The 20,132-nt window shown below is 73.1% G+C and carries 20 protein-coding genes; 9 read left to right on the forward strand and 11 right to left on the reverse strand.

All coding sequences use genetic code 11. The annotated features are described in order from the left end of the window. Window positions 1–16 precede the first annotated feature (16 nt). The 3 genes from ispF to PH189_RS16700 are packed head-to-tail and all read right to left on the reverse strand — an operon-like array spanning window position 17 to window position 1,694. The gene (gene ispF, locus PH189_RS16690) at window positions 17–484 is read right to left on the reverse strand and encodes a 2-C-methyl-D-erythritol 2,4-cyclodiphosphate synthase (RefSeq protein WP_274189935.1); all 468 of its coding nucleotides are present in this window, start codon (window positions 482–484) and stop codon (window positions 17–19) included. Then, window positions 481–1,173, reverse strand: a complete 693-nt coding sequence (gene ispD, locus PH189_RS16695) for a 2-C-methyl-D-erythritol 4-phosphate cytidylyltransferase (protein ID WP_274189936.1) — start codon at window positions 1,171–1,173, stop codon at window positions 481–483. Before ispD ends, ispF begins: the two co-directional genes overlap by 4 nt. 38 nt (window positions 1,174–1,211) lie before the next feature. Beyond that, entirely contained in the window at window positions 1,212–1,694 is a 483-nt protein-coding gene (locus tag PH189_RS16700; RefSeq protein ID WP_116707106.1) for a CarD family transcriptional regulator, read from the reverse strand. A gap of 221 nt (window positions 1,695–1,915) precedes the next feature. Between PH189_RS16700 and PH189_RS16705 the strand changes: the two genes are divergently transcribed. Together PH189_RS16705 and radA are read left to right on the forward strand one after the other, a co-directional pair. After that, window positions 1,916–2,458: a copper chaperone PCu(A)C gene (locus tag PH189_RS16705; protein WP_274189937.1), complete on the forward strand. Its 543-nt coding sequence runs from the start codon at window positions 1,916–1,918 to the stop codon at window positions 2,456–2,458. A gap of 50 nt (window positions 2,459–2,508) precedes the next feature. Beyond that, window positions 2,509–3,912 (forward strand): DNA repair protein RadA, encoded by a 1,404-nt coding sequence (radA, locus tag PH189_RS16710; RefSeq protein ID WP_274189938.1) that lies wholly within the window; start codon window positions 2,509–2,511, stop codon window positions 3,910–3,912. A gap of 66 nt (window positions 3,913–3,978) precedes the next feature. Here the strand turns inward: radA and PH189_RS16715 are convergent, their stop codons facing one another. Beyond that, entirely contained in the window at window positions 3,979–4,920 is a 942-nt protein-coding gene (locus PH189_RS16715) for a DUF4232 domain-containing protein (protein ID WP_274189939.1), read from the reverse strand. A 111-nt stretch (window positions 4,921–5,031) separates the two neighbouring features. On the opposite strand from PH189_RS16715, the gene PH189_RS16720 reads away from it, so the two are divergent. The 3 genes from PH189_RS16720 to PH189_RS16730 all read left to right on the forward strand — a co-directional run bounded on the left by PH189_RS16720 (window position 5,032) and on the right by PH189_RS16730 (window position 7,121). Beyond that, window positions 5,032–5,919 carry an HhH-GPD family protein gene (locus PH189_RS16720; protein WP_274189940.1) on the forward strand — a complete coding sequence of 296 codons (888 nt, stop codon included), beginning with the start codon at window positions 5,032–5,034 and terminating at the stop codon, window positions 5,917–5,919. A gap of 9 nt (window positions 5,920–5,928) precedes the next feature. After that, complete coding sequence (locus PH189_RS16725; RefSeq protein ID WP_274189941.1) at window positions 5,929–6,243, forward strand: antibiotic biosynthesis monooxygenase family protein; 315 nt, start codon at window positions 5,929–5,931, stop codon at window positions 6,241–6,243. A gap of 74 nt (window positions 6,244–6,317) precedes the next feature. After that, entirely contained in the window at window positions 6,318–7,121 is an 804-nt protein-coding gene (locus PH189_RS16730; RefSeq protein ID WP_378015036.1) for an SIR2 family NAD-dependent protein deacylase, read from the forward strand. Here the strand turns inward: PH189_RS16730 and PH189_RS16735 are convergent. Then, complete coding sequence (locus tag PH189_RS16735) at window positions 7,118–8,236, reverse strand: winged helix DNA-binding domain-containing protein (RefSeq protein ID WP_274189942.1); 1,119 nt, start codon at window positions 8,234–8,236, stop codon at window positions 7,118–7,120. The genes PH189_RS16730 and PH189_RS16735 overlap by 4 nt on opposite strands. A gap of 62 nt (window positions 8,237–8,298) precedes the next feature. Here PH189_RS16735 and PH189_RS16740 point away from each other — a divergent pair, with 62 nt between their 5' ends. The 3 genes from PH189_RS16740 (at window position 8,299) to PH189_RS16750 (ending at window position 11,617) form a co-directional block, all read left to right on the forward strand. Further along, window positions 8,299–9,366 carry a YihY/virulence factor BrkB family protein gene (locus PH189_RS16740; RefSeq protein ID WP_274189943.1) on the forward strand — a complete coding sequence of 356 codons (1,068 nt, stop codon included), beginning with the start codon at window positions 8,299–8,301 and terminating at the stop codon, window positions 9,364–9,366. Between the two features lie 34 nt (window positions 9,367–9,400). Continuing rightward, window positions 9,401–10,396: a helix-turn-helix transcriptional regulator gene (locus PH189_RS16745; protein WP_274189944.1), complete on the forward strand. Its 996-nt coding sequence runs from the start codon at window positions 9,401–9,403 to the stop codon at window positions 10,394–10,396. 237 nt (window positions 10,397–10,633) lie between these two features. Continuing rightward, the gene (locus PH189_RS16750; RefSeq protein ID WP_274189945.1) at window positions 10,634–11,617 is read left to right on the forward strand and encodes a hypothetical protein; all 984 of its coding nucleotides are present in this window, start codon (window positions 10,634–10,636) and stop codon (window positions 11,615–11,617) included. 123 nt (window positions 11,618–11,740) lie between these two features. On the opposite strand, the gene PH189_RS16755 is transcribed toward PH189_RS16750, so the two are convergent. Together PH189_RS16755 and PH189_RS16760 are read right to left on the reverse strand one after the other, a co-directional pair. Then, complete coding sequence (locus PH189_RS16755; RefSeq protein WP_274189946.1) at window positions 11,741–14,278, reverse strand: ATP-dependent Clp protease ATP-binding subunit; 2,538 nt, start codon at window positions 14,276–14,278, stop codon at window positions 11,741–11,743. A 335-nt stretch (window positions 14,279–14,613) separates the two neighbouring features. Next, window positions 14,614–15,897, reverse strand: coding sequence for a M23 family metallopeptidase (locus PH189_RS16760; RefSeq protein WP_274189947.1), 1,284 nt, complete (start codon window positions 15,895–15,897; stop codon window positions 14,614–14,616). Between the two features lie 158 nt (window positions 15,898–16,055). On the opposite strand from PH189_RS16760, the gene PH189_RS16765 reads away from it, so the two are divergent. Continuing rightward, window positions 16,056–16,778, forward strand: coding sequence for a Crp/Fnr family transcriptional regulator (locus tag PH189_RS16765; RefSeq protein WP_274189948.1), 723 nt, complete (start codon window positions 16,056–16,058; stop codon window positions 16,776–16,778). On the opposite strand, the gene PH189_RS16770 is transcribed toward PH189_RS16765, so the two are convergent. The 4 genes from PH189_RS16770 to exaC form a co-directional block, all read right to left on the reverse strand. Further along, entirely contained in the window at window positions 16,775–17,140 is a 366-nt protein-coding gene (locus PH189_RS16770; protein WP_274189949.1) for a histone-like nucleoid-structuring protein Lsr2, read from the reverse strand. The genes PH189_RS16765 and PH189_RS16770 overlap by 4 nt on opposite strands. Before the next feature lie 119 nt (window positions 17,141–17,259). After that, window positions 17,260–17,859 carry a cysteine hydrolase family protein gene (locus PH189_RS16775; protein WP_274189950.1) on the reverse strand — a complete coding sequence of 200 codons (600 nt, stop codon included), beginning with the start codon at window positions 17,857–17,859 and terminating at the stop codon, window positions 17,260–17,262. 104 nt (window positions 17,860–17,963) lie between these two features. Beyond that, on the reverse strand, window positions 17,964–18,401 hold the full coding sequence (locus tag PH189_RS16780; protein ID WP_274189951.1) for a DUF779 domain-containing protein: 438 nt from the start codon (window positions 18,399–18,401) through the stop codon (window positions 17,964–17,966). A 16-nt stretch (window positions 18,402–18,417) separates the two neighbouring features. Then, on the reverse strand, window positions 18,418–19,941 hold the full coding sequence (gene exaC, locus PH189_RS16785; protein ID WP_274189952.1) for an acetaldehyde dehydrogenase ExaC: 1,524 nt from the start codon (window positions 19,939–19,941) through the stop codon (window positions 18,418–18,420). Between the last annotated feature and the right edge of the window lie 191 nt (window positions 19,942–20,132).

Raw genomic sequence — 20,132 nt, forward strand, 5'->3', positions numbered from 1 at the left:
AACTCGGCGCGGGGATTCAGGCGGGGACGAGCAGGGCCGTCGCCACGGCGGCGAGGCCCTCGCCGCGGCCGGTGAGCCCGAGCCCGTCGGAGGTCGTGCCCGACACGGCCACCGGGCCCCCGAGCGCCTCCGACAGCGCCGCCTGCGCCTCGGCGCGGCGGGTGCCGATCTTCGGGGCGTTGCCGATCACCTGGACCGCGGCGTTGCCCAGCACCCAGCCCTCGGCCGCGGCGAGCGCGCGCACCTCGGCGAGCAGCCGCACCCCGGACGCTCCGGACCACTCCGGTCGCCCGGTGCCGAACACCGCGCCCAGGTCGCCGAGCCCCGCGGCGGAGAGCACGGCGTCGCACAGCGCGTGCGCGGCGACGTCGCCGTCGGAGTGCCCGGCGCAGCCGTCGACGCCCGCCCAGAACAGGCCCGCCACCCAGCACGGCACGCCGGCGCGGACCGGGTGGACGTCGGTGCCGATCCCGACCCGCGTCACGCCGGCCCCGCCGTGACCAGCGCCTCGGCCATCGCGAGGTCGAGCGGGGTGGTCACCTTGAAGGCGCGTGGATCGCCAGGGACCGTCACGACGGTCACACCGAGGTCCTCGGCGAGCCCGGCGTCGTCGGTGGCCGCGACCGGCTCGCCGGCGTCGCGCCGGGCGCGGGCACGACCGTGGGCCGCGCGCAGCGTCGCGGGCTCGAAGCCCTGCGGGGTCTGGACGGCGGCCAGGTCGGAGCGGTCGACGGTCGCGAGGATCTGCCCCGCCGGACCGGTTCGCTTCAGCGTGTCGGCCACCGGTGTCGCCGGGATCACGGCGCGATGGCCCGCACGCACCGCCCCGACGACGGCGCGCACGACCTCCGGCGGGCAGAGGCACCGCGCGGCGTCGTGCACGAGCACCACGTCGGCGTCGGCCGGCAGCGCGTCGAGGCCCGCCGAGACGGAGCCGACGCGGTCGTCGGCACCGGCCACCACCGTGACGTCACGGTCGCCGAGAGCACGACGCATCGCGTCCTCGCCGCCCGGAGGGGCGACGACGACAACGGTGTCCACTCCACCCGCGACGAGTCCGTCGACGGCACGCGCGACCAGGCTGAGACCGCCGACGACCGCCAACGCCTTCGGCAGGCCGAGGCCCAGTCGTTCGCCTCGACCCGCCGCCGGCACGATCGCGGCAACGCTCACCGCGTCACCGCGGCCATCACGTCGGTTTCAGGACCGGATCAGGACGCCAGCACCTGGTCGAGCAGCGACTCGGCCGCCACCTCGTCGGTGCCCTCGGCCAGGGCCAGCTCGCTGACCAGTATCTGCCGGGCCTTCGCCAGCATCCGCTTCTCACCCGCGGACAGGCCGCGGTCCTTCTCACGGCGCCAGAGGTCGCGGACGACCTCGGCCACCTTGTTCACGTCGCCCGACGCGAGCTTCTCGAGGTTCGCCTTGTACCGGCGCGACCAGTTGGTCGGCTCCTCGGTGTGCGGCGCACGCAGCACCTCGAACACCCGATCCAGCCCCTCCTGGCCAACCACGTCACGGACGCCGACGATCTCGGCGTTGTCCGCGGGAACCCGGACGGTCAGGTCGCCCTGAGCAACCTTGAGGACGAGATACTTCTTCTCTTCGCCCTTGATCGTCCTGGTTTCGATGGCCTCGATGAGAGCGGCACCGTGGTGCGGGTAGACGACGGTCTCGCCGACCTTGAAAACCATGTGTCCCGAGCCCCTTTCGCTACACCCAGATTAACACGCCCAGCGAGCGGGCATCGCAGGGGATTGAGCCGTCTTCGCAGGTCAGGGACTTGACAAGAGGCATCGGGGCGTGCTGGCCCCGGCACCCCGCGCTCCCGCGAGGCCGGGACCCGGCCCTGGTACTAGGGTGTCGCTGCCCGGAGACCAGTGTGCCCCACTTCCCGAGAGGACACTCGGAGATCATGAGCCGCCGCCCGCGCGGGACCCGACCGTCGATCGTCGTCGCGACGCTGCTGACCGCGGGCCTCGCGCTCGGGGGCTGCAGCGCCGGCTCCGTGACCCAGACCGACACCATCGTCTCCCAGGCCGACGGGGCGACCGGACAGGTCGGCGGCATCCTCCTGCGGGACGTCTCCCTCGACGCCGGGCCGACGAACACCGTGTCCTCGGGCGCGGAGGTCCCCCTGCGTCTGACGATCATCAACCAGACCCCGACGGAGGACCGGCTCGTGTCGGTCACCTCGCCGTACGCCGTGAGCGTCCGGCCGGAGGGCCCGACGACGATCCCCGCCAACAACTCCCTGCGGATCATCGGCAACGACCCCGGCCCGCTCGGCCCGCCCGACCCCTTCGTCCGCGTGGGCGGCAGCGCCCGCATCGTGCTCACCGGCGTCACGCAGCAGTTGCGTCCCGGGCCGACGTACGAGGTCACCTTCACCTTCGAGAAGGCCGGCACCGTGACCGTGCCCGTCATCGTCGTCGGCGAGGGCGAGGCCGAGGGCTGATCCGCCCGGCGGGCCCCGCGCTGTCGGGGGTCCGGCCTACGGTGCGGACCGTGCCCCCACGGACCCGCGCCCCCCGCTTCGAGTGCACCGCCTGCGGGCACGCGTCCGCGAAGTGGGTGGGCCGCTGCTCGGAGTGCGGCGGGTGGGGCACGGTCGAGGAGGCCCCGAACCTCCCCGCCGTGACGACGGGCGGCGGCCGCACCGGCGTCCCGCCCTCCCCCGCGGCGCGCCCGTCGAGCCCCGTGCGGCTGATCAGCGAGGTCGATCTCGAGACGGCGACGGCGCGCCCCACGGGCGTGGGCGAGCTCGATCGGGTGCTCGGCGGCGGCTTCGTGCCCGGGGTCGTCGTGCTGCTCGCGGGCGAGCCAGGGGTGGGCAAGTCCACGCTCCTGCTCGAGGTCGCGGCGCGACGCGCCCGGCTGGGGGCGACAGTGCTGTACGTCACCGGGGAGGAGTCGGCGGGCCAGGTCCGGCTGCGCGCCGAGCGCACCGGCGCTCTCGCGCCGCACCTGTTCCTGTCCGCAACGGCCGACCTCGAGGAGGTCGCGGCGCACGTCGAGGCGGTCGACCCGGAGCTGCTCGTCGTCGACTCCGTGCAGACCGTGGGCACCGCCACCGTGGACGGCACGCCCGGCGGCGTGTCGCAGGTCCGCGCGGTCACGTCGGCGCTCGTCGCCCTCGCGAAGCAGCGGGACCTGCCGGTCGTGCTCATCGGTCACGTCACCAAGGACGGCGCGGTCGCCGGTCCGCGCACGCTCGAGCACCTCGTCGACGTCGTGCTGTCGTTCGAGGGCGAGCGCCACTCCCCGCTGCGGCTGGTGCGCGGGATGAAGAACCGCTTCGGGGCCACCGACGAGGTCGGCTGCTTCGAGATGAACGACGGCGGCATCGCCGAGGTCAGCGATCCCTCGGGCCTGTTCACGGGCGGGCGCGTGCAGACCGTGGCGGGTCAGGCGATCACGGTGGCGATGGAGGGCAAGCGCCCGCTCATGGCCGAGGTGCAGGCCCTCGTGGCCACGCGCAGCTCGGAGAGCGCGCCGCGCCGCGTCGTCTCCGACCTCGACGGCGGGCGCGTCGCCAAGATCCTCGCCGTGCTGCAGGAACGCTGCCACCTGCGCCTGCACGACAAGGACGTGTTCGTCGCCACCGTCGGCGGCCTGCGTCTGCGCGAGCCCGCCTCGGACCTGGCCATCGCCATCGCCATCGCGTCGGCGTACCGCAACGAGGCCGTCCGGCCCGGGCTGATCGCCGTCGGCGAGGTCGGGCTCGGCGGCGAGGTCCGCCGGGTGGTCGCGCTCGAACGCCGCCTCGCCGAGGCCGGCCGGCTGGGCATCAGCCGGGCGCTCGTGCCGCCCGGCGACGTGCGCTCGCCGCAGGGGCTCGGGGCGGTGGTGGTCGACGACCTCCAGGGCGCGCTGCTCCGGGTCGGGCTGACCACGGCGCAGACGGTCTGAGCCCGGCCGGTCAGCGTACCTGCGTGATCTCCTCAGCCATCACTGAGAAGATCGCGCACGTGGGGGTCAGCCGGCCAGCGTGAACCTCGCCGGCTCGCTGACGATCCCGTCGAGGCGGGCGAGCAGCTGGTAGTCGCCGGGGGGCACGACGGTGCGTGCTCCGGCGCAGCCGGGCGCCGAGGTCCTGCCCGACCAGCGCACCGAGAACACCGCCTCCTCGCCCGGCGCGAGCGTCCGGACGTCGTCGGTGTCGCCGGGCGAGCAGTCGTTGCTCCCCCACAGCCCCTCGCCGGGACGGACGACGACGGCGACCGCCTGCTTGGCGGCGTCGAGATCGCGCACGCAGGGCGCGCTGCCGGAGTTGGTGACGACGAGGCTCAGCACCGGCTTGGTGCCGGCGGCGTAGCGCGGGGCGTCGGTGCGCGCCGTGACCGTCAGGTCGCCGTCGGCGCAGGGGCCGGGGGCGGCCGCCCGCTCCGGCGGGGGCTCGGCCGGAGCGGCCTCGGTGGTCGGCGCCGAGGTGGCCGGCGGCGAGGTGACCGGCGGCGTCGTGCTCGGCGGCACCACCGGGGCGGGGGTGCTCGTCGGCGTCGAGAGCAGCGGCCCCGCCGAGCCCGTCGGCACCCCGGGCGGGAGGAAACCGCGGAAGCCGTCGCCGCCCGGGGGCGCGAACAGGGCGTCGTCGGGCGAGGGCGGCGCCACCAGGCCCGGCGCGCCGCCGGGCGGGACGACCGCCGGCAGCGCGGCCTCGATGGGCCCGGGGGTACCGGTCTCTGCGGGCCCAGTGGGCCCAGTGGGCCCAGTGGGCGCAGCGGGCTCCGGCGTCGGCGCACTCGCCATCGCCGCCGCGCGGGCGCGGGCCTCGACGGCGGCGCTGTCGGGCTCGCCCCCACTCAGACCCGCCACGGCCCAGACGAAGCCGCCGAGCACGGCGAGGACCACCCCGAGCGCGGCGATCCGGCGCCGCCAGTAGACCGACGGCGCGAGCGGTCCGAGCGGCTCCCACACGTCACGGAAAGTAAGTTCCACTGCGCTCTCCGCGACCGACCACCACGCGGTGGCCCGCCCGTTTCACCCGACGGTGGCGTCAGCGGGCGGCCGGGGCAGGATCGGCGGTCGATGGGCCCCACCACCACGACCCTCGCCGACGTCCTCGTCCCGTGGTTCCGCGCGCACGCCCGGGACCTCCCCTGGCGCCGCCCCGGGACGACGGCGTGGGGCGTGCTCGTCTCCGAGATCATGCTGCAGCAGACCCCGGTGGCGCGGGTCGAGGAGCCGTGGCGGTCGTGGCTCGAGCGCTGGCCGCGACCGTCGGCGATGGCCGCCGCGCCCGCCTCCGAGGTGCTGCGGGCGTGGGGCAAGCTCGGCTACCCGCGCCGGGCGCTGCGCCTGCACGCGGCCGCGCAGGCGATCGCCGCCGACCACGGTGACGTCGTCCCCGCCGACGTCGAGACGCTCGAGTCGCTGCCCGGCATCGGCACCTACACGGCTCGCGCGGTGGCGGCGTTCGCCCACGGCCGACGCGTCCCGGTGGTCGACACCAACGTCCGCCGGGTCGTGGCGCGCGCGGTGCTCGGTCGCGCGGACGCCGGGGCCGCCGCGTCCCGCGACCTCGCCGACACCGAGGCGCTGCTCCCGGACGACACCACCGACGCGGCGACCATGTCCGCCGCGCTCATGGAGCTCGGCGCCACGATCTGCGTGGCGCGCACCCCCCGCTGCGCCGACTGCCCGGTGTCCGGCGCATGCGCCTGGCAGCGCCTCGGGCGTCCCGCCGGCGACGGTCCGGCGCGCAAGGCGCAGCGCTGGGCGGGCACCGACCGCCAGGTCCGCGGGCGGCTGCTGGACGTGCTGCGGGGAGCGCCGGGGCCGGTGCCGGCGGCGGCGCTCGACGCGGCCTGGCTCACCGACCCCGCCCAGCGCGCCCGGTGTCTCGACTCGCTGCTCGTCGACGGGCTCGTCGAGCAGCTCGCCGACGGCCGGTTCTGCCTACCGGGAGAGCAGTAGGCTCGGGTCATGGCCGTCGTGAAGATCAATGCCATCAAGGTCCCCGAGGGCAACGAGGCCGAGCTGGAGCGCCGGTTCGCCGCCCGTGGCGACGCGATCAAGGACACGCCGGGGTTCCTCGGCTACGAGCTGCTGCGTCCCACCGCCGGGGACGACCGCTACTTCGTCTACACCCGCTGGGAGTCCGAGGAGGCGTTCGCGAACTGGCGTGACGGGGGCGCCGCGGCCGCCGCCCACGCGGGCGAGCGCGCCAAGCCGGTCTCGTCGGGCGCCGACCTCATGGAGTTCGAGGTCGTGCTGCACGTCGACGGATCGGGCTCCTGACCTCTCCGGAGTCCCCGGACCCGGAGGACGTCGCCGAGGCCGCCGAGCGACTCACGCAGGCCAGGGCGCTGCTCGTGTGCGCCGGGGCCGGGATGGGCGTCGACTCGGGGCTGCCCGACTTCCGTGGTCCCGAGGGTTTCTGGCGCGCCTACCCGCCCTACCGCCGGCTCGGGCTGCGCTTCGAGGAGATCGCCGATCCCGAGCACTTCCACGCCGACCCCGAGCTCGCCTGGGGCTTCTACGGCCACCGCCTCGCGCTCTACCGGCGCACCGTGCCCCACGCGGGGTACGCGGTCCTGCGCCGGTGGGCCGACCGGTGGCCGACGCGCGTGTTCACGTCCAACGTCGACGGCGCGTTCCAGGCTGCGGGGTTCGACCCCGAGACGGTCACCGAGTGCCACGGCGCGATCGGGATCCTGCAGTGCACCCGGCCGTGCCACGACGGGACCTGGTCGGCGGACGGTTCGGCGAGCGAATCGACGGGGAAGTGGGATCGGGTCGACCTCGCGGTCGACGAGGACACGATGCGCGCCCGGCCTCCCCTGCCGGCCTGCCCGCGGTGCGGGGCCGTGGCGCGGCCCAACATCCTGATGTTCGGCGACGGCTTCTGGGTGCCCGGCCACCATGCCGAGCGCGCCGCCGCCCACCGCGGGTGGCTGCGCGCCCAGGACGCGCAGGGCCTCGCCGTCGTCGAGCTGGGCGCCGGGACGGCGGTGCCGACCGTGCGCCGGCACGCCGAGCTCGCGTCGGCGGCCTCCGGGGCGCTGATCCGGATCAACGTGCGCGAGCCCGGGATCCGGCACGGTCGCGGCGTCTCCCTGGCCTCCGGAGCACGGGCCACGCTCGAGGCGATCGACGCGGTCCTCGCGGCGTCCTAGACGCCCGTGAGGCCGGCGAGCGTGAGGCCGCGGGCGGCGGCGACGCGCTCGGCCTCGTCGTCCAGGCGCGCGCGGACGTCCGGCTCGAGCTCCGCGACGGGAGCGACCTCGATCGTCAGGCGCTTGCCCGAGGCCCGCGGCCTCCAGCTCCCGACGATCTCGCCGTCGGCCAGCAGCGCGCCCGGGTTCCCGATGACGCGATAGAGGTCCTTGCGCACCGCGGGGTCGGGCGCGAGGAGCTCGCGGTCGCGGGCCTGGAGCATCGGGTCCAGCGGCGGCAGGAGCCGCACGAGGTCGGGCTCCGGGGCGCCGAGCGCCGCGTCGAGGTCCGCGGCCGGCAGCCACGCGGGCCGGTCGTCGACCCGGACCTCGACCAGCTGCGGCAGGGCGGCCTCCCACCCGGGCGCGAAGGCGGTCGGGGACGTCCCGACGAAGTCGGCGACCTCGCGGGGCCCCGCCGGCCCGAGGACACGCAAGTAGTCGAGCACCAGGCGGGCGGCGCGGGCCGGGTCGCCCTCGACCGGGCGGGACCAGTCGGGCGGCGGCGGGGTGAGCAGCAGCGTCCTGCCCGTCGCGTCCAGCCCGACACCGACCGGGAACGCCGAGAGCCGCATGAGCTGCTCGTTGACGTGGACGCACGCGCAGGGCCGGCAGTCGCGGAGCAGCGCCTCGGGCAGCAGCTTGGTGACGGCGGTGCTCGCCGCGCCCTTGGTCATCGGCTCGGTGACGACCTCGGCGAGCGCGTCTGCCGCCCGGTCGATCGCCTCCCGCGCCGGGATGCCGACCCGCCGCTGTTCCGGCCCGCTCCAGTGGAGGCGGGCGCCCGCGTCGGCGTCGCCGAACGGCCGCGCCGCCGCCGCGATGTCGTTGCGCTGCGGCGTCGGGTGGTGGTGCGGGGCGCCGCGGTGCGTCCACCCGTCCGTCAGGTCGTGGGCCGCCGGGTCGACCTCGTCATCGTCATCGATGCGGGCGGCGAGGACGAGCCGTGCGGTGGGACCCGAGTCCTGGATGCCGAGCGAGGCCAGGGCCGCGACCGCACCGGGGCGGTCGCGGTGCAGTCCCTGCACGGCGATGCGGTGCGCCATGACCTGCTCGCGCGTCATCGTCTCCACCATGGTGGCCAGCTTTCCGCACCGTCCCTGACACCTCCCGTCAGGTTGCGGGGGAAGATGGGCGCGTGAGCTCGGTGCGCGCGGTGCCCGTCACGACGGACATGGACGGGGACGCGCTGTCGGCCGACGACGCCTGGCACACCGCCCGCCGGATCGGGCTGGTCGCGCTGCTGCGGGACGCGCTGGTCCGGTTCCGCTTCGGCGACGGGTTCAGCCACGCGCGCGGCTTCGCGCTCCAGCTCGCGCTGGCGATCGTCCCGCTCGTCATCGCGGGCAGCGGACTGGCGACGGCCGTGGGCGCCGAGTCGGTCGCGCAGGTCGTCGCGCAGACCGTCGTGGCCGTGTCCCCCGGGGCGGGCGACCAACTGCTCGCCGACGTCGTCGCCCGCGGGCCCGCCGAGCTCCCCGAGGAGGCCGGCGGCGACGACACGCGCTCGGAGAACGTCGGCGAGTTCGCGGTGGCGTTCGGGCTGATCACCGCGTTCCTCGCCATGACGAGCGCGATCGCCCAGCTCGAGCGCGGCACCAACCGCATCTACGGCACCGAGCGCGACCGGCCGTTCCTGCGCAAGTACACCCGCGCCGCCGTCCTCACGCTGACGGCGGGGTCGTCGCTGGGGCTGGGCCTCGTGCTGATCATCGCGGGTGGGCCGCTCGGGGACGCCGTGGAGCAGGTCTACCGGTGGGGCGACGTCGCCGAGACGATCTTCGACGTGCTGCGCTGGCCCGTCGGGCTCGCGGCCCTCGTCGTCGCCGTCACCGTGCTCTTCCGGCACTCGCCGCGGCGCCACCAGCCCGGGCTCTCCTGGCTCGCGCTCGGCGCCGGCCTCACCGTGATCCTGTGGCTGGCGGCGTCGGGCTGCGTGGCGCTCTACGTCGCCGTGTCCGGGGACTTCAGCGACACGTACGGCCCGCTCGCCGGGATCATGGCGCTGCTGCTGTGGGCGACGGTCACCGGCGTCGCCCTGCTCCTGGGGATCGCCGTCGCCGCGCAGCTCGAGGGCGCACGGGCCGGGATCGACGACCCGCTGCTGCGCGACGACGACGCCGACGGCATCCCCGACGAGCTGCAGCCCGAGCCGCAGGACCAGCAGTCGGCTGAACCCGTGACGCCGGACGGGGGACGTGCCTGACAGGCGATGTCAGGGATGGGGTAGGACTGACCCCGTGCGCGCCAGCCGGCTGCTCTCCGTGCTCCTCCTGTTGCAGAACCGAGGACGGGTGACCGCGCGCGAGCTCGCGGACGAGCTCGAGGTCTCGATCCGCACGATCTACCGGGACATGGACGCCCTGTCGGCGTCCGGGGTGCCCGTCTACGCCGACCGCGGTCCGGACGGCGGCTACTCACTCCTGGAGGGCTACCGCACCCACCTGACCGGGATGACCGCCGAGGAGGCCGACGCGCTCGCGCTCTCCGGGATGCCCGAGGCCGCCGCCGAACTCGGTCTCGGGCGGGTGCTCGCGGCGGCACAGCTCAAGGTGCAGGCGGCGCTGCCCGGCGAGCTCTCCGACCGCGCGGGCCGCATCGCCGAGCGCTTCCACCTCGACGCCCCCGGCTGGTTCCGCGAGGCCGACCATGTCCCGACGCTCACGGGGGTCGCGGACGCGGTGTGGAACCAGCGCGTGCTGCGCGTGCGCTACCGGCGCTGGGCCACCGGCGGGCGCGAGCCGGAGGTGGAGCGCGAGCTCGAGCCGCTCGGGGTCGTCCTCAAGGCCGGCACCTGGTACCTGGTCGCCCTTCCCCACGGCGGCGACCCGGGCGCGACGCCGCGCACCTACCGCGTGGCCCGCATCCTGGCGCTCGAGACGCTCGACGTGCGCTTCGACCGGCCCGAGGACTTCGACCTCTGGAAGTACTGGCACCGGCGCACCCAGGAGCTCACCGACGCCCTCTACCAGGCCGAGGCGACCGTGCGCCTCTCCCCGCGGGCGATAGAGCTGGCCCCGGCCCTCCTGCGCCCGCACACCGCCCGCGCGCTCGCCGAGGGCAGCTGGCCGGCCGACGACACCGGCTGGGTGCGCGCGGTGATCCCGATCGAGTCGCTCGCCCACGCCCGCTCCGAGCTGCTGGCCCTCGGCGCCGAGGTCGAGGTGCTCGCCCCGGTCGCCCTGCGCGAGCAGATGGCCGACGTGGCCCGCACCCTCGCCGGGCTCTACGCCTGACTGCCGTGTCAGCGAAGTGCCGTCGCAGACGTTGAGTGTCCGTATTGGTACTTCGATCACCGCGCGACGACCGAGCCCGGGTGCGAGGTCGATCCGTTTCGATACCAGCCCGCTCGGTGGTGCGTCGGGGCCCGCCGTTGCGGGTGCAGCCGAGGTCCATCCACAGGAGCCGACCTCGTCCACAGCAGACTGCGCTCGGCGTGACGTCTCACCTCGCCGAGGCCGACGCTGCTCGACATGCGACGGGGAGGGTGGGCCCAGAATCTCGACGTCCTCCGGGCCAAGAGTTGGGAGGGCATCATCTCGGCCCGCGATCTCGTCCGCCTGGGCGTGCCCGAGCGAACGGTCTACCGGCGGACGCAGGAGGACGGTCCCTGGACCTTGCTCTACCCGGCGACGTTGATGCTCACGAAGGGCACGCCGACGCTGCGGCAGTGGGAGATCGCGGCGCTCGTCCACGCCGGGCCGGGTGCGATGCTCACGGGTCTGGGGGCAGCACGCCACCACGGCCTACGCCGCGGCGGGGAACCTGAGTTCGACCATGTCCTGATCTCCATCGAGCGGCGGGCGCTCAGCATCGGCCGCGCCCGGGTCGAACGGACAACCCGGCTGCCGCGAGCCATGGAGCGCGCCGGGCTTCCTGTGGCGCCGCTGGCGCGATGCATCATCGACCACGTCCGCAGGCTCAAGGACCAGGAACAGATCGCCGCCGTCGTCACGGAAGCCATCCAGCGGGGAATGGTGCTCGAGGAGACGTTGTGGGCCGAGCTCGAGAGGAGCACCCGTAAGGGCACCGCAGCTCCGCGGCGGGTTCTCGAAGCGACCCGCGCAGGGGTGCTCTCGCCTGCCGAGTACACCGCGCGCGGCTTCTGGGAGTCGTACGACGACCTACCGCCCATCGAGTGGAACATCGATGTCTACACCGAGGACGGCGAGTTCGTCGCGACCGTGGACGGGCTCTGCCGAGAGCTCGGCTTCGTCTGGGAGATCGACTCCGTCGAGAACCACTTCGCGACACCGCAGCAGGTGCGCGAGACGCTGGCTCGGCAGCGTCGGCTGCGCGCGCTGGGGTTGCACGTCCTCGGGACCCGGCCTGCCCAGCGCCGCGACGATCCAGAGGGTCTGCACGAGGACATCCTCGCGAATCTGGCGATCGCTGCGGCCCTTCCGGCGCCGCGTGCGCTCTACGGCCCCGGCCCTGCCGTCCGGCAAGCCGGGTGATCGAAGTACCGATACGGACACTCAACGTCTGCGACGGCACTTCGCTGACACGTCCCCCACACACGCCGGAGCCCCGGCCCCCACGAGGGGGACCGGGGCTCCGGGCGTGCAGCGATCGGAAGGCTACTCCGCCGCGGCGACCTCGGGGGTGTCGGGCACCGGGGTCGGCTTGGCCTCACCCCGGAAGGTGAAGGTGGCCGTCTCCGGAGCCTGCTTGGTGACCCCGTTGTCGTCGGTCTCGGGCTCCCAGCCCTCGACGTCGACCAGCACGATCTGACCGCCCTCGATCTCGCCGAAGAGAATCTTCTCCGAGAGCTGGTCCTCGATCTCGCGCTGGATCGTGCGGCGCAGCGGCCGGGCCCCGAGCACCGGGTCGAAGCCGCGCTGGGCGAGCAGCTTCTTCGCGGCATCGGTGAGCTCCAGGGACATGTCCTTGTTCTGGAGCTGCTTCTCGGTGCGCCCGATCATCAGGTCCACCATCTGAACGATCTCCTGCTCGGTCAGCTGGTGGAACACGATGATGTCGTCGATGCGGTTGAGGAACTCGGGACGGAAGTGCTTCTTCAGCTCGTCCGTGACCTTGTTCTTCATCCGCTCGTAGTTCGAGCCGCTGTCGGAGCCGGACTGGAAGCCCAGGCCGACCGCCTTCGAGATGTCCTGGGTGCCGAGGTTCGACGTGAACACGATGACCGTGTTCTTGAAGTCGACGATGCGGCCCTGACCGTCGGTCAGGCGACCGTCCTCGAGCACCTGCAGGAGGGTGTTGTAGACCTCGGAGTGGGCCTTCTCGATCTCGTCGAAGAGGACCACCGAGAACGGCTTGCGGCGCACCTTCTCGGTGAGCTGGCCGCCCTCCTCGTAGCCGACGTACCCGGGGGGCGCGCCGAAGAGCCGCGAGGCGGTGTACCGGTCGTGGAACTCACCCATGTCGATCTGGACGAGGGCGTCGTCGTCACCGAACAGGAACTCCGCGAGCGCCTTGGTGAGCTCGGTCTTACCGACACCCGAGGGGCCGGCGAAGATGAACGAGCCCGAGGGGCGCTTCGGGTCCTTGAGGCCGGCCCGCGTACGGCGCATCGACTGCGAGACCGCCTTGACGGCGTCCTCCTGGCCGATGATCCGCTTGTGGAGCTCGTCCTCCATGCGGAGCAGACGGGTGGTCTCCTCCTCGGTGAGCTTGAAGACGGGGATGCCGGTCCAGTTGGCCAGCACCTCGGCGATCTGCTCGTCGTCGACCTCGGCGACGACGTCGAGGTCGCCCGACTTCCACTGCTTCTCGCGCTCGGTCTTCTGCCCGATGAGGTTCTTCTCCTCGTCGCGCAGCCGCGCCGCCTTCTCGAAGTCCTGCGCGTCGATCGCGGACTCCTTCTCGCGACGGACGTCGGCGATCTTCTCGTCGAACTCGCGCAGGTCCGGCGGCGCGGTCATGCGGCGGATGCGCATGCGGGCGCCGGCCTCGTCGATGAGGTCGATGGCCTTGTCCGGCAGGAAGCGGTCGTTGATGTAGCGGTCGGCCAGCGTGGCCGCCGCGACGAGCGCCGGGTCCGTGATCGAGACGCGGTGGTGCGCCTCGTAGCGGTCGCGCAGCCCCTTGAGGATCTCGATGGAGTGCGCCACCGAGGGCTCCCCCACCTGGATGGGCTGGAAGCGGCGCTCGAGGGCGGCGTCCTTCTCGACGTGCTTGCGGTACTCGTCGAGGGTGGTGGCCCCGATGGTCTGCAGCTCGCCGCGGGCCAGCATCGGCTTGAGGATCGACGCGGCGTCGATCGCGCCCTCGGCGGCACCCGCACCCACGAGCGTGTGGAGCTCGTCGATGAACAGGATGATGTCGCCGCGGGTGCGGATCTCCTTGAGCACCTTCTTGAGGCGCTCCTCGAAGTCACCGCGGTAGCGCGAGCCGGCCACCAGCGACCCGAGGTCGAGGGTGTAGAGCTGCTTGTCCTTCAGCGTCTCGGGGACCTCGCCCTTGACGATGGCCTGGCCGAGGCCCTCGACGACGGCGGTCTTGCCGACGCCGGGCTCGCCGATGAGGACCGGGTTGTTCTTGGTCCTCCGGGAGAGGACCTGCATGACCCGCTCGATCTCCTTCTCCCGGCCGATGACCGGGTCCAGCTTGCCCTCGCGGGCCGACTGGGTGAGGTTGCGACCGAACTGGTCGAGCACGAGGGACGACGACGGGGTGCCCTCGCCACGCTGGCTGCCCGACTCCGCGGGCTCCTTGCCCTGGTAGCCCGAGAGCAGCTGCAGCACCTGCTGGCGCACACGGTTGAGGTCCGCGCCGAGCTTGACGAGCACCTGGGCGGCGACGCCCTCGCCCTCACGGATGAGCCCGAGCAGGATGTGCTCGGTGCCGATGTAGTTGTGCCCGAGCTGCAGCGCCTCGCGCAGCGACAGCTCCAGCACCTTCTTCGCGCGGGGGGTGAAGGGGATGTGCCCGGACGGAGCCTGCTGGCCCTGGCCGATGATCTCCTCGACCTGCTGGCGCACGCCCTCCAGGGCGATGCCCAGCGACTCGAGCGCCTTGGCGGCGACTCCCTCGCCCTCGTGGATCAGCCCGAGCAGGATGTGCTCGGTGCCGATGTAGTTGTGGTTGAGCATCCGGGCCTCTTCTTGGGCCAGGACGACCACCCGCCTCGCGCGGTCGGTGAACCTCTCGAACATTCGTCACTCCTGACTGCTGCGCCGGCGGTCCTCCACCGAGTGTCCACGAAGAGACGGCCCGGTGGCCCCTTGGCTGGTGCCCGATGACGGATCGGGACGCCCACGATGCCCAAGCTGGCAGAACACCGCAGCCCCATCCTAGTCGTCGCGCGGGACGTCACGGGACGGTGACGGTTCCCCGGCCGTGACGGCCGTCACGCGCGCCGACATCGATCCTGCTCCCGGGCCGCTGGAACCCGGGGCACCACGGCCCGTCCAACCACCGGAGACGTTCGCCTCATCCCCACGAACCGTTCGCCACGGGCGAACCATCCACGCCGGTGAGGTCGCCGCGGTCAGGGCGCGTAGCCCATCACGTCGAGGCCGAGCGGCGACACACCCGCTCGCGGACCGGCCCCCGCCCGGTCGATCGGGAACGGCACGGGACCGGCGGTGCCCTGCTGCAGCGCCTCCTCGGACGTCACCCGGCCTTCGAGGGTGAAGGTGTCGAACTCGAAGGGCAGACCGTTCGACGCGAGCGGGTCGGGGCGGTCCATCACGTGGAAGTGCAGATGGGGAGCATCGGAGTTGCCGGAGTTGCCCAGCTTGCCGAGCACCTGGCCGCGGCGCAGCTGCTGCCCGACGGCGAGGTTCAGCGGGTTCCCCGTCTGCAGGTGCGCGTAGAAGGCGTAGCGCCCGCCGCCGATGTCCTGGACGACGTGGTTGCCCCCGTACTGCTGCAGCGTCAGGCCGCCCGGGTTCGCCCCGGGCGGCTGCTGCGGGAGATCGCCCACGAGCCCGACGACCGGGCCGTCGGCGACGGCGAGGATGTCCGCTCCGACGTACGGGTAGCTCGCGATGTCCGTCGGCGGTCCGGTCATCATCCGGCCGGCCGCGTCGGTCCGGACGTAGTCGATGGCGAAGCGCTCCGGCGCCCACAGCTGCCCGTCGATCGGGCTGACCGCGCCACGGTGCGCCCCCAGGCGGCAGCAGCTGTCGCCGTCGAGCCACCCGGGTCCGCGCAGCGGCGGCGAGATGCGCGCCGGCGGCGTCCGGTCGACCGCCGTCGGCGCCACCGTCGCGGTCAGGGTCGGCGGGACGAGCGGCGGCGACGGCTGGGCGAACGCCGTGTCGAGGCGGTGCTCGAGCCGGGCGGGCACGGGGTCGGTCGGCGCGAGGGTGACGTCCAGCCAGATCAGCCCGCCCTGCCCCCCTTGCAGGTCCCGCGAGCCCAGCTGCCCGCCGAACGGCTTGATCCAGGCGGCGAGGGCGTCGCCCTCCAGCCGCAGCAGCGACCGGCCGTCGCCGACGACCTCGACCGCGTTGATCGTGGCCGGAGAGATCAGGATGTTGTCGACCTGGAGCTCGTAGGCCAGGTGCACCCGGCCGTCCGTTGCGGGCACCGGGATCGGGGCCCGGAGCACCGACGCCGCGACCGGGGTGAACACCGACGTCCCGCCCACCACCGTGTCCGAGGCCGACGGGCCGCCGAACGGACCCTCGACGGACACGGCGCCGAGCGCGGGAGACACCGACGGGGGCGGCGGCCCCGCTGCGGGCGAGCCGCACGCCCCACCCACCAGCACGGCCGCGAGCACGGCCCCGATCGCCGCCGCCCGCCGAGGCCCACCTGTCCGCACGCCGTCTCCCCGAGGTCCCGACGCCCGCAACTGTCGGGGATCCGACGGAGGCGTCGACGAGGAAACGTAGGGAGCCGATGATCGACACGCTGTCACCGGCGTGACAGCACCTCTGGGCCGGAGGAGTGATCCACGGCCGACCCGTTCCGGGAGGTGGCATGACGACGACCGCAGCCGTGCCCGTCGGTGACCGGCGCGAGCACGTCCGGGGCGCACTCCTCGCCTGTCCGCAGCTCCACGGCCTCACGCCGGCGGCCCTCGACGCGCTGGCCGGTGCCGCCTCGGTGCGCCACTACGCCGCCGGGGACGCGCTCTTCCGCACCGGCGAGACGTGCGAGTCGATGTTCGTGCTCCTGCGCGGCGCCGTGGTCGCGCGGACCGGCTCGCCGGACGGGGACGTCGTCGACGTCGGGGTCGCCACCGCGGGGCAGGCCTTCGGGTACTTCGAGGTGCTCCGGCCGAGCCCGCGGGCCGAGGACGCCGTGGCGCTGCGCGACGCGACCGTGCTCGTCCTGCCCGCCGCGGTCGCGCTCCGGGCGCTGCGCACCAGCCCCGACACGCTCTTCGCCCTGCTCGGGGACCTCGTGCGGATCGTGCGGCAGCAGAACCGGGCCGTCGTCGAGCGCGTGTTCCACCCGGTCACGCGCCGCGTCGCGACCCTGCTGCTCGAGCTCGAGCACCGGGACGACCACATCGACCTCGGCGGGCCGCAGGTGCTGCTCGCCCAGCGCCTCGGGGTGGCCCGCCAGACGCTCAACACGGCACTGCGGAGCCTGGCCGCCCGGGGGCTGCTCGTCGTCCACCCCGGGGGCCGGACGCTGACGGTCGACCGCGCCGCCCTCGTCGCCTACACGACGGGGGCGTCGTCGGACCCCGTCTAGTGGGCCTTGTGGTAGGCCTCGCTGACCTCGCTGGGGATGCGGCCACGCTCGGAGACCGTCATGCCCTGCTTGCGGGCCCACTCGCGGATGGCCTGGTTCTGCTCACGGTCGACGGCCGCGCGACCGCCCGACCCGCTGCTGCGGCGCGAGCCGGACGACGACGCAGCGGGGGACGACCGCCGCCGGCCGCCGCTGCGCCGCGCGTGGGCCACGAAGTCGGCCAGCCGATCGCGCAGGGCGGCGGCGTTGGCGTCCGACAGGTCGATCTCGTACGTGGCACCGTCGAGCCCGAACTCGACGGTCTCGTCCGCCTCCGACGAGTCCAGGTCGTCGACGAGGGAAACCACGACTTTCTGCGCCATCACGCGACCTCCGCCGATCACCGACCATTAATGTGGCCGGACCCTATTTCCGGAGCCGGGAGTTGTCGAGTGACGCGCGTCGCCCGTCGCGTTTTTTCGCAGGACGGCCACAATTGACCTCAGTCGGGGATCCCCTTGTTGTCCGGAACGACGACACCGAACATGTCGCTGATCGCCGCCAGGCTCGCCGCCTGCAGGCTCGCGGCGGAAACCGTGCCGTCGGGGCCGGGCAGCGCGCGGGTCGCGGTGGCGCCGGCGACGACGGACGGGGCGAAACCGGCGCTGAACGCGCCGCGGGCCGTCGAGTTCACGCACATGTGCGACATGAACCCGGCCAGGACCAGATTCGTCACGCCCGCCCCGCGCAGGTACTCGGCGAGGTCGGTGCCGACGAAGGAGTTGGGGAAGTTCTTGACGATGCGGTGCTCGCCGTCGCGGGCGGCGACGCGGTCGACGATCGCGCCGATGTCGTCGCGGACGTCGTAGGGCGTGCCCTCACCGGCGTCGTGCTGCACGTGGACGATCGGGATGCCGGCGCTGCGCGCGCGGTCCAGCAGCGCGGCGGCCTCGTCGATGGCCGGCTCGACGTTCTCGAGAGCCATGACGCCGCGGGTGTAGGTGTTCTGGAGGTCGATCATCACCAGCGCGGAGTCGCGCAGGCTCGCGGGCGTCGCGGGCATGCCGGTCAGCTCGCGCAATGTCGTGGACGGGGTGCTCATCGTCGAACCCTTCATCGGGAATGGCCTGGACGTGCGAGGGGCGCCCCGGCCGCGTGTCACGCAGTCAGGGCGCCCCTCGATCGTGCTCGTGTTCGGGGACCGCGCTACAGGTCGCCCAGCTCGCGCATCTCGTCGTCGGTGAACAGCCGCGAGCGGATGATGAAGCGCACGCCTTCCGGCGCCTCCACCGAGAACCCGCTGCCACGGCCCTTCACCACGTCGACGGTGAGGTGCGTGTGCTTCCAGTACTCGTACTGCGACGAGGACATGTAGAAGCCGATCGGCTTCTCCAGCCCCTCGATCGTGAGATCCCCGAGGTGGACGTCCGATCCGCCGATCTTGAAGTCACCTTCCGGGTAGCACATCGGGGCGCTGCCGTCGCAGCACCCGCCGGACTGGTGGAACATCAGCGGTCCGTGGATCTCGGTGAGCTTCGGCAGCAGTTCCGCCGCCGCGGGCGTCACCGCGACCCGTGCCGTGCCCGACCCCGGCACCGCGGGGACGGGCAACGTGGAGTCGGTGTCGGTCGTGACCTCGGTCATGGATCCTCCTCGAGGATCAGAAGAAGCCCTGCGCGTTGTCGGAGTAGCTCTGCAGGATGTTCTTCGTCTGCTGGTAGTGATCGAGCATCATCTTGTGGTTCTCACGCCCGATGCCCGACTGCTTGTACCCGCCGAAGGCCGCGTGGGCCGGGTAGGCGTGGTAGTTGTTCACCCAGACACGACCGGCCTGGATGTCCCGCCCCGCGCGGTAGGCCGTGTTGGCGTCACGCGACCACACGCCGGCGCCGAGGCCGTAGAGGGTGTCGTTGGCGATGCTCATGGCGTCGTCGTAGTCGTTGAACCGCGCGACCGAGACGACCGGCCCGAAGATCTCCTCCTGGAACACCCTCATCTTGTTGTGGCCCTCGAAGACGGTGGGCTGGATGTAGTAGCCGCCCGAGAGGTCGCCGCCGAGGTCGGCCTTCTCGCCGCCGGTGAGGATCTTCGCGCCCTCCTGGCGGCCGATGTCGATGTAGGACAGGATCTTCTCGAACTGGTCGTTCGAGGCCTGCGCGCCGATCATCGTGTCGGTGTCGAGGGGGTTGCCCTGCTTGACCTGCTCGGTCCGCTTGACGGCCTGGCCGAGGAACTCGTCGTACATGCCGCCCTGGATGAGCGCGCGCGACGGGCAGGTGCAGACCTCGCCCTGGTTCAGCGCGAACATCGTGAAGCCCTCGAGCGCCTTGTCGTAGAAGGCGTCCTGCTGCGCCGCGACGTCGTCGAAGAAGACGTTGGGGCTCTTGCCACCGAGCTCGAGGGTGACCGGGATGAGGTTCTCCGAGGCGTACTGGGAGATCAGCCGCCCGGTGGTGGTCTCACCCGTGAACGCGATCTTGCGGATGCGGCTCGACGAGGCCAGCGGCTTGCCCGCCTCGACGCCGAAGCCGTTCACGATGTTGATGACGCCGGCCGGGAGCAGGTCGGCGACGACGTCCATGAGGACGTGGATCGAGGCCGGGGTCTGCTCGGCGGGCTTGAGGACCACGGCGTTCCCGGCCGCGATGGCGGGCGCGAGCTTCCAGATCGCCATGAGGATCGGGAAGTTCCAGGGAATGATCTGCCCGACGACGCCCAGGGGCTCGTGGAAGTGGTAGGCGACCGTGTCGTTGTCGATCTGGGAGAGGCCGCCCTCCTGCGCCCGGATCGCACCCGCGAAGTAGCGCAGGTGGTCGATCGCGAGCGGGATGTCGGCCACGAGGGTCTCGCGGCAGGCCTTCCCGTTCTCCCAGGACTCGGCGATGGCGATCATCTCGAGGTTCGCCTCGATGCGGTCCGCCATCTTGGTCAGGACGTTCGCGCGCTCGCCGACCGAGGTCCTGCCCCACGCCGGGGCGGCGGCCTCGGCGGCGTCGAGGGCCTTCTCGATGTCGTCGGCGGTGCCGCGCGCGACCTCCGTGAACGTCTGACCCGTGATCGGGGTCGGGTTCTCGAAGTACTGGCCCTTCGCCGGCGCGACGTACTCGCCGCCGATGAAGTGGTCGTAACGGGGCTTGAAGCTGACGACGGAACCGTCGGTGCCCGGGGCCGCATACGTGGCCATCTGTGTCCTCCACATGCTGGTTTACGTGATCGCGGACACTAGGCACGCGGGGGTTGCACGGGCGTTGCAACCGCAGATTCGGGTAGCTCGGCCGGAAGGCACCGCGCGCGCGGCGTCGATGAAGGATTGCCTCACCAGCCCCGATGGAGCACTCTTCTCGGAGGGACCCCGTGTCCCCGGTGGGACGCCGC

The sequence above is a fragment of the Actinomycetospora chibensis genome, assembly GCF_028737215.1.
GTDB lineage: Bacteria > Actinomycetota > Actinomycetes > Mycobacteriales > Pseudonocardiaceae > Actinomycetospora > Actinomycetospora chibensis.